The organism is Bifidobacterium sp. ESL1130 (genome assembly GCF_058507935.1).
This window is the reverse complement of the sequence record NZ_CP196379.1, coordinates 959,168-971,596: the sequence shown is the minus strand read 5'-3', so window position 1 is coordinate 971,596 and position 12,429 is coordinate 959,168. Positions and strand designations below refer to the sequence as shown.

Annotated in this window: 10 protein-coding genes; 2 read left to right on the top strand and 8 right to left on the bottom strand. The window is 52.0% G+C overall.

Going from position 1 to position 12,429, the window contains the following annotated elements; all coding sequences use genetic code 11:
* Positions 1-17: 17 nt before the first annotated feature.
* From cas4 to ACSYSO_RS03680, 8 genes are all read right to left on the bottom strand, one after another.
* Entirely contained in the window at positions 18-725 is a 708-nt protein-coding gene (gene cas4 / locus ACSYSO_RS03715) for a CRISPR-associated protein Cas4 (protein ID WP_491702022.1), read from the bottom strand.
* A 52-nt stretch (positions 726-777) separates the two neighbouring features.
* The gene (cas7c, locus tag ACSYSO_RS03710; RefSeq protein WP_489798449.1) at positions 778-1,701 is read right to left on the bottom strand and encodes a type I-C CRISPR-associated protein Cas7/Csd2; all 924 of its coding nucleotides are present in this window, start codon (positions 1,699-1,701) and stop codon (positions 778-780) included.
* A 9-nt stretch (positions 1,702-1,710) separates the two neighbouring features.
* Entirely contained in the window at positions 1,711-3,504 is a 1,794-nt protein-coding gene (gene cas8c, locus ACSYSO_RS03705; RefSeq protein WP_489798451.1) for a type I-C CRISPR-associated protein Cas8c/Csd1, read from the bottom strand.
* The gene (gene cas5c, locus ACSYSO_RS03700; RefSeq protein WP_489798453.1) at positions 3,501-4,151 is read right to left on the bottom strand and encodes a type I-C CRISPR-associated protein Cas5c; all 651 of its coding nucleotides are present in this window, start codon (positions 4,149-4,151) and stop codon (positions 3,501-3,503) included. The genes cas8c and cas5c overlap by 4 nt, the downstream gene beginning before the upstream one ends.
* A 188-nt stretch (positions 4,152-4,339) precedes the next feature.
* Positions 4,340-6,673 carry a CRISPR-associated helicase Cas3' gene (gene cas3, locus ACSYSO_RS03695; protein WP_489798454.1) on the bottom strand — a complete coding sequence of 778 codons (2,334 nt, stop codon included), beginning with the start codon at positions 6,671-6,673 and terminating at the stop codon, positions 4,340-4,342.
* A 267-nt stretch (positions 6,674-6,940) separates the two neighbouring features.
* On the bottom strand, positions 6,941-8,482 hold the full coding sequence (locus tag ACSYSO_RS03690; protein ID WP_489798456.1) for an MDR family MFS transporter: 1,542 nt from the start codon (positions 8,480-8,482) through the stop codon (positions 6,941-6,943).
* A gap of 158 nt (positions 8,483-8,640) precedes the next feature.
* On the bottom strand, positions 8,641-9,093 hold the full coding sequence (locus ACSYSO_RS03685) for a MarR family winged helix-turn-helix transcriptional regulator (RefSeq protein ID WP_491702021.1): 453 nt from the start codon (positions 9,091-9,093) through the stop codon (positions 8,641-8,643).
* A gap of 211 nt (positions 9,094-9,304) precedes the next feature.
* Positions 9,305-10,105: a YaaA family protein gene (locus ACSYSO_RS03680; RefSeq protein ID WP_491702020.1), complete on the bottom strand. Its 801-nt coding sequence runs from the start codon at positions 10,103-10,105 to the stop codon at positions 9,305-9,307.
* A gap of 183 nt (positions 10,106-10,288) precedes the next feature.
* On the opposite strand from ACSYSO_RS03680, the gene ACSYSO_RS03675 reads away from it, so the two are divergent.
* On the top strand, positions 10,289-10,867 hold the full coding sequence (locus ACSYSO_RS03675) for a xanthine phosphoribosyltransferase (RefSeq protein WP_489798539.1): 579 nt from the start codon (positions 10,289-10,291) through the stop codon (positions 10,865-10,867).
* A gap of 225 nt (positions 10,868-11,092) precedes the next feature.
* On the top strand, positions 11,093-12,400 hold the full coding sequence (locus tag ACSYSO_RS03670) for a nucleobase:cation symporter-2 family protein (protein ID WP_491702054.1): 1,308 nt from the start codon (positions 11,093-11,095) through the stop codon (positions 12,398-12,400).
* The last annotated feature ends 29 nt before the right edge of the window (positions 12,401-12,429 follow it).

The following is a 12,429-nucleotide window of genomic DNA, read 5'->3' as shown; positions in this document are numbered from 1 at the left end:
TTTCCCTCTCTCCTATATCAAGCTTCATCCAATGCCTGCTCTATATAACTCTGCACCGACCGCGCCTTGGCTAATTCCGGCAGACACAGGTTCTTCAATGAACAGGCGTTGCATGCCTTTGTGCGTTTCGCTTTTGGAGTGTTCCCTCTCATATATACCTCATGCATCTGCGCAAACATCTGCACCACTTGATCACGCAAATCGTCACTTAATACAACCGTTTCTCTGCGTCGAGTCTCATGATAGTAGAGTGCGGCTTCCGGAATCCTGCATGCCAACATCTCTTCCAGACACATAGCTTCAGCACATAACTGCAGACGGTCCTCATCCTTGGCTTTCGAACGTCCATGCTTGTATTCCACAGGATATGCTGACCATGTACCGTCGCGCCCCTGCAATTCGACACCATCGTCATCACTATGAAACTCGACGACATCACAAATGCCAGTGACTCCCAGTCGGCGCGAAAAAATCCTGAGCGACCGCATCAGCAGTACGTCACCGCGCGACTCTGATTGTCGATAATCGTCAGCTCGCCGATGTTCCAACTGCCCCTTGGCCGTTCGCTCATTTTCTTCCCATTGCTGCTCAATGTGAATCAATGCCCACTGCCTTTTGCAGAACGCAAAGTGTTGAATGCCCGAAAGGGCCAACCAATCCTCTTCAGGATATTCGGTCGGCCCTTGGGACAATCCCTGTGCACATCTACTCTCAGCTACAGCCATAATAGAATCTCGCAAAATGTACTGAACTTCGGCACATTGCATAATTCAATATTCACAGCACGATGCCTTCGACTTTTTCGCTCACTTCAACGCAGTCAGGTATACCATTGCGACTAAAAGCGACATCGTAATCGTCAAAGCTCCGCGGTGCAGTCACATCTTGTTTATGCTTCGCTGTAACACTGTCAAACAGCTTATATGATGGAGCATCACCCAAATCGTTACTATGCTTGAACACATACAGCTTACGTACAGCCATGTTGCCACGCGCTGCTGAACGGTCGAACTCGAACATGTTCAAGATTGCCTGCCAGAGCAGTTCAAGATCCTCCTCGGAAAAACCGGTAGTCTTCTCTGCTAGCTTGGCAGAAATATATCCATTCACACGGTAAAGACCGTAAGGAATGATGTATTTGCGCCCCATCGTGTTGTTCTTCGTCTCAGCGTCCTTCTCAGTTGTCACCGAAACCCTAGTGATAGTGACCTCTTGCGGAACTACTGGATCGATCGACTTCGAAAATCCCAACTGAACTGGTCCACGAACTTGTCCACATGCCAAACTTCCTTTGACAAACGTCGTCATAACAGCACCGAAAGTTCTGATATCAAAGAAGTTGGAGCACATATAATCGCGAATTTTCATGTCGAGATCAGGGTCATCATTTTTGGCTTTTTTGATGTTCTTATCCACGGTTTTGGCATCAGCATCAATGCCAAACGTTTCCAAGGCACCTGCGTCGAGCCTGTTAAGCGGCACTCGCTCCTGAACATAAATCCTGTTAGGCGATTTATCGTCATCAATCATCTGCACATAATTGCGAATCTTACGCTTCAAACACACGTCGGTAATAATCCCCAACCCGGTCTCTGTGTCGATTCGCGGCATATTGCCCGCATCAGGGTCACCATTGGGGTTACCGTTCTCAACATCGAAAAACGCCGAAAAATCGTAACGATTCTTGATTACTTCACTCATGGTTTTCTCCTACTTGTTGTTTTCTGTAGTTTCGTTTTGCGTCTTCTTTTCATAGCGTTTCTGTGTCTGGAAATAATATCCGAGCTGGAATGCACCTTGTTCAGGCAAGGTGAGACGCTTTGGGTACTGCTCACCAATATTGCCAGCCAACTCTCTGAGCTGCTGGCCCAGATACACTTGCTGCCCTGGAGTCAGGTTACGCAGCTTACGCATATGTTTCTCCGCAAGATCTCCCAAAAGAGGGAAAATCATAGACGGTGTTTGCGAAGCAGCTGAGAAGTACTTGTCTTTAATGGTGGTTTTAATGTCTGGGTTCGCAGCTGACTGTATCTGCTCATAGAGTGAGAACATACGCCCCAACACATAAGGGATGTGATGACTCTCTTCATTAACTGTCATTTGCAATACCTCCTTGGGGCATCCTTGGTTTGGACTACGAAGATAATACGCTTTGATAATCGCAGCTTTATCAGCGTTGATGTCTTTTTCAACGCGTATGCGCAGCATAACGTTAGTGAGCAATGAAGCTGGATACGGAGTACCCATGAAAACTGCACGGAGTACGCTTCCCACTAAGACAGCAGGTACGCCGCTCTTGGCTTTCTTATTCTCAGTCTGGTTGAGCATGCGCCAGAGCGGCATCGTTGACGTTTTCTCATACTGTGGCCTGACGATAGCTGTGTCATCATAGTGCTTCTTGATGTTACTAAGGAAAGAACCAAAGGTATCTTTCAGATAGAACCTAACAGACAGCCTGGCAGCATTTGGAGCAAGACCAAGAATATAGAAATGTTCCCCTGGGTTAAGCTTGAATCCATCTAAGTCAGCCATTTCCCCTTGTGCCAGTAACTTTACTGCCTGCGCTATGTCCGCTTCATGGTCACCCCTGTGTGTCCCTTCAGCACTTTCTTCCAGACCCAGCGCTTCCATAAGCGTCTTAGGGTATTGAGGATTGGCTGATTCTGACCAAAAAACTATAGTTGTGTCCCCCTGCAGCGCCGTACGCTGACGATCAGCAAGCAACGTATTAAGCGCCGTCACATATTTGTTCGCCTGCTCGGCGCTCATTGGCGCATTGCCGTTTTGTTCTTTCCCGTAGGAATTAAATGCAGCGGCGTTAAACGAAACCAATGAGGCGCCTACCGATTGCGCACCTGCAACGTGCTTGATTTTGGGATGAATGTTTACCGGAACGACCAGCTTTCCGTCCACAAGGCTTTCTTCCGTCTTAATCTCGCCAGACACTTTCTCGGAATCATCAGAAGCACGCGAGAAGTTATCTTCCCAAACGTGTGCGATTACGGCGTCTTCCATGACCGGCTGACCCTCGTGATACAGCATAAGATTGGCTTGCTTAACGATTTTCAATTCGTCATCATCAACCAACTCTTGCATGGCGAGATACTGCGGTCCTTTATCAAAGAAGGCTAACACTGCTTGAGCCGTTGGACTCTCTACTCCGGAAAGCAAACCTTTATGCAAATCACCGGATGCTTCAAAACACTTGTATGCACGATCCGAGGCCTTTTTATTATCAGCATCACCACTGAATCCAAGCAAATACGCTGCGGTATCACAGAGAAAATTAGCTCGAATACCACTCGAACGAACTACTCTCGCCGGAACAGGCATTTCATTGCGACGCTTTTTCTTTGTTGTATCGCCCAACGGAAGTACACGAATCAATTCACCTGCATCATCGATCTCCAAACCGACTGGGACATTAACAATTTCCTGACCGTATGCCGGAACCTTCCCTTTCTGCGCCAAAGTATCGAAGAGACGAATCAAATCTTCAATCATGAGACCACCTCGACGTCCCTCACATCCAGTACTCCGTCGCTGAGCTTTGCTCTAAAGAAAAGAGGATGGATGTGCGCCATGTCTCTGAAATCCATGTCATAGAGCATATAGCCCAAGTCCCGCTCGCCTATCTCGAACCCTTTCGGTTCATCAGGCTCTTCCCACAATTTGAAATTGGCAGGAAATTCTCGGCAGCCAAAGTAAGGAGTCCTGTAGCACTGCCCTTTTTGCGCACGTCTATTGAATATGCTGATGAACTTAGCTGGGGTATCACTAGGCGCAGCATTCCGTGTCATATTAAAATGTGCTTCAATAACGTAATGAACATCACGCAGATATATAGAAGCACGCTGTTGAATTGAATTCGAAGTGTAAATAACACTTTCCGGTTTCCCCAACATCATGGAACGTACTTTTTGCCCGCTCACAATTTCAGAAACTTCATTACGCCGTATGTTATCAAAGCGTATCGGATTCATGACCGTAATCTTGTCAATCTTCCAAAGCAATCCGGGATGGAAATATATGCCGTCCAGAATTCCGCGCGCTGCCGACGGTGTCATCACATCATAGGAGACACGTTCTACTGACATCTCAGGGCGTGTGAAGAGCGCCCCATCTCCCCACACTTCAAGTTTGACCGACATAGACGTGCTCCCTTACATCTCCGCATCTTCCAGATTCGAGCATACCATGCATAAAACTATCCATGAAATCAATCAGACATGTCAGAATCTGAACGTCGCCGGTCTGGCGTGGATTGAAATATGGATTAGTTGATGTGCATTCCCTCCCGAACTTTCGCATTCGCGAAGTCTCGAGGAGACACTGCTGTTCACACTGAAATTCCTCTTCCGTACTGCTCTTCTACATTCAAACCAGTTTTCTGGTTATAGAATGATTCGACATCACGTAAGACATAGCATTCTTCTTCGCCGGCATCGCCATCTCGCGAATATCCGAGGATGGCGCCGGCTCCTTGCAGATTCTCCAATTGCCGAGGCCATACATTCACGGCATACTTTCCAAGTTTGCGGAACAGTTGACGACTGTAATGCCCACTGACAAGCTGCTCACACAGGCTTTTACTCTCATCGTTGATCTGCACATAAACAGGAACTGTCGGGGAGTCGATGAGCTTGAATTTTCTGCAAATTTGTACAAATGGCATTGTAGGAACAAAATCCATCTCATGCATACGTAAAATCTCATTGCTGTCTAAGGCTTTGTCACCTTTCAAAGACAATAATCCCTTAAAATAAGCATGAATCGCAGCCAACGACTGTATGTCTTCATATTTCTTCATCACTGCATCAAGAGCAGAACGATTCTGGCTGATCATGCTTAAATTACCTTCGCGCGTAGAAAACACTTTGACTACGCATTCATCAGGCTCGCCATTACCTTCACGGTTGCATCTTCCGGCTGTCTGGAGAATGGAGTCCAATCCCGTTTTCTCTCGATACGCCGCAGGAAAATCAAGGTCAACACCCGCTTCAATCAACGACGTTGAAACAACCTTGCATGGCATGTCATTACCCAATCGCTCTTTTATCTGCGCAAACTGCTGTACTCGATCAGACGCACACAGCAGAGTGGTCAAACAGAAATACCCCTCATCACTCCCCTCTCCAACCATCTGATTATAAATCTGCTGAGCCTCCGCTCTGGTATTCACCACGCAGAGCACCTGCTTATGTGAATCGAGCTGAACCGCCAAGTCCAATAGCTCGACATCGCCGATGTACTCAATTCGGTTACGCCTGAATCCTGAAAAGTCATCTTCGCTCATCGGTGCAATTTCACGAATCTTCCTGCTTTTATCATCGAAGGCGTCGGCAAACAAATCGTTGAGTGCTGGCTGAGTCGCTGTGCAGAGCAGCGAAGTCACGCCGTAATGCTTCGTTAATTCCGCAATGGCTTGTACACACGGTTTTAGATACGGTACCGGAAGCGTTTGCGCTTCATCAAAGATCACTACGGAATTTGCTATGTTATGCAGCTTCCTGCACTGCGATGTCTTGTTTGAATACAGACTTTCAAAGAACTGCACCGCAGTGGTGACGACTATTGGCGCATTCCAATTTTCGCTGGCCAAACTCTTGCGTAAATCGTCGCCTGACAAGTCATCTTCACCAATAAGCTGATATGATGCCTCACCATAGTGAGGAAGTACAACACCAGTGCCGAATTCCTCCTCAAACTTTCCCACAGTCTGGTCAATGATTGAGGTATACGGAATGACATAGATGATTCTGCTTTTGTTGTGAGCCACAGCATGTTCGAGCGCGAAGGTCAAAGATGCATTGGTTTTCCCGCTACCTGTTGGAGCAGTAAGCGTATAGATATCGCTTCCCCAATCTGGCGAACTACCGTGCTGAGTGCACTGCCGAAGTAAATCGCAACGTTTGTTATCCAGCGTACTTTTATTGTCAGCAGTAAAGAAAGACTCGTTTTTATCTCTGCAAACCGCTAACAAGCGACGAAGTGTTTTTTGCTGGCTTTCATGGACTTTATCAGATTCAATTTCACACTGTTTGTGCATCCGCTCATATTTCGGAGCACGTTCATCCGCTAGATTCTCGGTGCCATATGCATCGTGGAAACCTTCAATCATTTGTGTTTCTTGTCGATCGACATCGAGGTTGGTAAATGATTCCGCATCCAACCGGTCACCATCAATCAAACATGAGAACAGCATACGAATCAGCATCATCTCGGAATATGACTCTTTTGAGTTTGTATACCCATTGGAAAGGTTTATGCCGTCAACGTTCAATTGCTCCTTCCAAGCACTATAATCGGGAACAACTCGTTTCAACCGCCCCTGTAGCGCCGAACTTTCACTTGTGGTGGTGCTGGCACCCAAATCGGGAATACCTGCATGATGCCCAGCAATGGAGAAAGGCAACAACGAATTACGCAATTCCTTCAGAGCAACCTGCGCCCCAGCCGTTGAATGATCAACATGCCGGCGTGTATCTGTGTGACGTATCATCTCTTGGAAATCATCCGAATATTTGCCGATATCGTGCAGCAAACCACCTACTAGACCCTCATCGAGATATCCGAATTGATTAGCGAAGACGCCCGCGCAACTGCCTGCCATGACAAGGTGTTCTACACAACTTTCATACCCATGATCGCTCGTTCTTGCGTAATATTGCATAGGAAATCCTTCATTTTATCCAGTTCAGATATTTATTATGTCTCGTATTTTAGATTACCTGATTTCGACTATTGGAAGAATCATTGCGAGTTTTCCCAACATCTCATGCTCTATGCACCTGGCAGCAATGATCCGTAGATGCTGCGGCAAGTAATACCAGCCTCGGGAAAGTACTCCAATGCATTGTTAATAGCTAAAAGACACGAACGCTAGGGTCACCGCGCTCAGCACAGCAGCCCCCAGCGTTCTATTTCGAAGACTTGCCACTCACACTGCAGCGGAAATCTCGTTCTGCTTACCCTTCGCCCCCTTGGCACTCGGCAGCCAGAACGAACCGACGAAACCGATGATCGCAAAGATCAGCATGATGATGTAGCCCCACTGGTAGCCCGTGGCCTGAGCTGCGGCCTGCGCGGCCTTGCTGGCGCCGGTTCCAGCGCTCGCACCAGCCAAAGCAATGACAAGCATGGCGATGGCAGTGCCGAACGAACCGCCGATTTGGCGTACGGTGGACGATGCCGCGTTGGCGTGGGCGGTCAGTTCCGGTTCGATGGCGTTGATGCCTTCGGTAAAGGTGGTCATCATGGTGAATGAGATACCTACCATGCGCACCGCATAGAGCAGGCCGATCTCGAGGAGGCTGGTGGAGGCGTTGAACCAGAGCATGGGCAGCGAACCGATGATGAGCATGGCGTAGCCGAACAGCGAGAGCCTGCGAATGCCGAACTTGTCGTACATCGTGCCGGAGATCGGGTTGCACAGCATCATCACGATGGCGCCGGGCATCATCACAAGGCCTGCGGCCAGCGCGCTTTCGCCTCGAGTGGTCTGCAGGTAGAGCGGCAGCACGAGTTCTATGCCAACCATGGAAATGTTGCTGATGGTGCTCAGTGCAGTGCTCAGGCTGAAACGACCGTTGGCAAACACTCGTATGTTCATGAGCGGCTTGTCGAGGTGCAGCTGGCGCACACAGAACATGATGATCACCACGATGCCGACCACAAGCAGCACCGCCAGCAGCGGCGTGACCTTGCCCGTATTTCCGATGTCCGACAGGGCGTAGAGCAACAGACCGAAGCCTACGATCGACTCCACGAACGAGAGCACGTCAGTCTTCTCCATCTTCGGAGTGGTGATATTGTGCACCAAAACGCAGCCGAGCACAAACGTCAGACCGCTGGCTACGGCAAGCACGATGAAGAGCATCTGCCAGCCGGACCACTTCAAGATCAGACCGGAGATAGTCGGTCCGATGGCAGGTCCCACGCCGATGACCAGGCCGGTGATGCCCATGGCCATGCCGCGCTTCTCAGGTGGGAACATCATGAGGATCACGTTCTGGATGAACGGCATGAGACCTCCGGCGGCCACGGCTTCGATGAGGCGTCCTGCGAGCAGCACCCAGAAGTTCGGCGCGAAGATGCACACGATGGAGCCAACAAAAAACACGCCCATCATGACGAGGAAGTTGGGCTTCAACTTGAACGAGTTGAACAGCCAGGCCGACATCGGAATCATGAGGCCGACCACGAGCAGGTACGAGGTGGTGAGCCATTGCGCGGTGGACTGGCTCACGGCGAACGACTCCATGATAGTGGTCAGTGCGTTATTGAGGAACGTCTCGGCCAGCAGAGCCACAAATGACCCGAACAACAGCACTGCCATCATGGGACCGCGCTGCTTGGAACTGATAAGATCCGCAGGTTCGGGCCCCTTCGATACCTGAGATTCTCCGTTATTCCGGGATTGCGAGCGCTTACTGCCGCTACCCTGCTGCGGCATTTGCCGCTTGGTTGTCGCCTGAGTCACTACATGCCCTTTCTATAGCTAGCTACATTTAATAGATTGCAGCATGCTACAGACATAGGCTCCCAATTTCGCGCATTGCATCAGCACAAGGCATATGCCTGGCCCGCGCTTTACCCCTACACAGCGCCCAGAGGCAAGAAATCACACGATCGGCAGCGTCAGAAATTATTGATCACTCTCGTCAAACTGCGTTCCAGCGCACGCTGCTCCTCTTCATTCAGACCACTGACGATGCGCTTATTCACCTCATCCATCACGGTGCGAATATCGCCAATATGGCGGTCAATGACATCAAACCCATGAGATGAGAGCGACAACACCACTTGCCTGCGGTCACTCTGCAGATGCGATATGTCAATAAGCGTGGCAGCTTCAAGGCGCCGCACTATACCGCGCATAGTTGGATGGCTGAGTACAAAGCGGTCAGCGACTTCCTTCTGCGTCACCGTGCGCCCTTTGGAATCATAGAGATACACCAGTAACGTCACTTGGGGGCCGGTCAAGTCAAGACCCGGCACCAGTCCCGATACCCTGTTGTTGAGCTCGCGTTCGATAAGCGTGTTCGCAACTTTGATGCGCGGCCCAATAGTGCCCAAGGCGGTGTCTTCCATGGTCTACCCCTTTATGTAGCTGACTACGCTTGCCTTATTCTTTACATCGCGCAGACGTGCCTTTCTTTCCAGCTTATCGGTGGGTGTCGGACAGTAACAAACAGCAGCAGAAATCGCCCTGCCGAGAGCCACACACCAGCATTGTTCATAGCAAAAATTCGTAGCATGCCAAGTTCTTTACCTGCGTATTCTCATCCACCAGTTCTGCGTTCTACGCTCCATACGGCGCAAGCGTGAGCACTCGCCTATTGTCCGCCGCCTCAACACTCACCTCGCCTATTGTTCGTGCCACCTCGGCCACATCGACGTTTCTCCCCCTGCCGCCCGCAGGTTCACCACCGACGGCATCCTTCTGCGCATCAAGCAGTGCTCTCGTCAACCTGCCACGGTAACGCTTGGCCATGTGCGAGACGACTTTGCTATCACTGTTCAGCACTCGCACAGTCCACCATGGCACATCACGATATTGCGTGACTTGGTATGCCTCGGAACGCATATCGACAATATCCTGTCCATCATTGCCAACGCATTGCGCCATACCGCCACCCTGTTCTCCCGCCGCTTGCCTTTCCACCCTACGAGCTTCCTGCTGCGCAAACACACGCTTCCAGTATGCCTTCACGCTGCCCAGTTCAGGCAGTTTGGCGCCCATCGCAAGCCGGTAGGCCGGAATGAGATCCTCCCCACTCGTCACGCCGAACAATCCCGAGAATATGAACACGTCATCTCCGGCGTGCAACTGTGCCGCTTCATACAGCACCCCGGTGTATACCTCTCGCGCCGGAGCGCACGGCAGCTCGCACAACCGCCTCTGCGCCAACACTTCAGGCTCCACGCGCGCACCCACGCCAAGTACCCGTGCGCCATCCTCCCGACAGGAGACCTCAACCAGCTCCTTTACCACTCGCGCCCTGGCATCGCCAAGCTGCGGGCAGAGCAATGCTGCATAGTTGAGTTTCGGTCCGGCTGCCGGTGCAGTCTTACCTTCTGAAGGCGGAAGCAATATGTGCATGAGGCCATGGTAATCCAGCCCACACCGGCAAATATGCCTGCAGCTCACATCGGCACGCACCTGCCTCACTCGTCACCGCTCACAGCTAAGCTCGGAAGCCTAATCAACCATATAAATGTGGCTTCCGAGCAAGGCCGGAATCCATGTTTCCATCGAACCGGCCGAAGGCATGAGAGGGAAACCATGAAAGAACTGGAAGACAGGATTCGCCAAGACGGTACCGTCAAGCCTGGTGACGTGCTCAAAGTGGACGCCTTTCTGAACCATCAATGCGATGTGACCTTGTTCGACCACATGGGAGCAGAATGGGCACGCCTGTTCGCCGGGAAGCGTGTGGACAAAATCCTCACCATCGAGGCCTCCGGCATCGGCATCGCATGCTGTGTGGCCAGCCACTTCGGCAACGTACCTGTTGTGTTCGCCAAGAAGACCCAGTCCATCAATCTTGACGGAGACCAGTACCAAGCCAAGGTCTACTCCTACACCAAGCAAAAAGAGTTCCCCGTCATTGTTTCCAAGCGATTCCTCTCTGCCGGTGAACATGTGCTGCTCATTGACGATTTCCTGGCGAACGGCAAAGCCATGAGGGGCCTCATTGACATCTGCAAGGAAGCAGGTGTGGTGATTGAAGGCATCGGCATAGCCATCGAAAAAGGCTTCCAAAGCGGCGGCAAAGAGCTGCGGGACGCGGGATACGACGTGGAATCCCTCGCCGTGGTCAAGTCCATGGACGGCGATAAGGGCACCATCGAATTCGCCTGATTGTGAACCTTGCAGGCGCTTCCCCGCCTCCGTTCATTGCCGTTCCCATTCCGCCGTGAACACGGGTCTCCCCGAAGCGTAGAATGTTGCAGGTCAGCACTATCTCGTTTTCACTGAAAAGAGACCCTTTTGAGCACTGATCAGCAACGCGGGGATTCTTCCTCGCAATCGGCAGACACATCCACAACCTCTTCCGCCCAGCCAAAACTTACCACTGCACAAGCCCTGACCTCGCTTGACGGCAAGATCTCCTTCTGGAGAGGCGTCCCGTTCGGCCTCCAGCACGTCATGGCCATGTTCGTGGCCAACCTCGCGCCCATCTTCTTGGTCACCGCGGCCGCGAACCTGTCGAGCGAACAGTCCGCGATGATCATCCAGAACGGTCTTCTGGTGGCAGGCCTCGGCACCTGCTTGCAGCTCTACCCCCTCTGGCGGGTCGGCAGCCGCCTTCCCATGGTCACCGGTATCTCCTTCACCTATGTGGCCGCAGCCACGGCCATCGTCGGCAAGCTCGGCTTCGGCGGCCTCATGGGCGCCGTCATCGCCGGCGGTTTCGTGGAGCTCATTCTGGGCTTGACGGCCCAGTGGTGGAAGAAGTACGTGCCGCCGATCGTCTCGGCCATCGTGGTGACCACCATCGGCTTCTCGCTGCTCTCCACCGCAGCCTCCTCGTTTGGCGGCGGCAACGGCGCCAAGGACTTCGGCAGCTGGCAGAACCTGACGCTCGGCCTCATCTCACTGGTGGCCTGCCTGGCCTTCCAGCTGCTCGCGCGCGGCACGGCCAAGCAGCTTTCCGTGCTCTTCGGGTTGGTCGTAGGCTACGTCGTGGCCGTGTTCATGGGTAAGGTCGATTTCTCCGGTTTCTCGCACCTCCAAGTCGTAAGCCTCCCCCATTTCATGCCGTTTACTCCGAAGTTCGATATCGGCTCAATCATCTCGTTCGCTCTGCTGTATGTCGTCTCATCCGTCGAGGTGCTCGGCGACACCGCGGCCCTGACGAAGGTGGGCCTCGACCGTCTGCCCACCGACAAGGAAACCAGCGGCGCCATCGCCGGCGACGGCCTCATCTCCATCGTCTCCGGTTTCTTCGGCTGCCTGCCGCTCACCTCGTTCGCACAGAACATCGGCCTGGTCTCCCTCACCAAAGTGGTCAACCGCAAGGTCATTCTCTCCGGCGGTCTGCTGCTCATTGTCGCGAGCTTCGTGCCCGCCGTGGCCCAAGTGTTCAACTCTATGCCGCAGGCGGTGCTCGGCGGCTGCACCATCATGATGTTCGGCAACATTATCCTCTCGGGCTTCCAGATGATCGCCGAGGCGGGCTTCACCCAGCGCAACATCACCATCACCGCGCTCAGCCTGACCATCGGCCTGGGCTTCACGCAGGTGAGCGCCATCTTCAAGAACTTCCCCGCGCTCTTCCAGTCCATCTTCGCCACCAACCCGATCGCCATCTCGTTCGTGGTGGCGGTGGTCCTGTGTCTGGTCCTGCCGAGCGAAAAGCACTTCCTCGCCACCCCTCACCGCGAAGGGTAAGAGCAAAGTTCAAAGGAAACATACAAAAA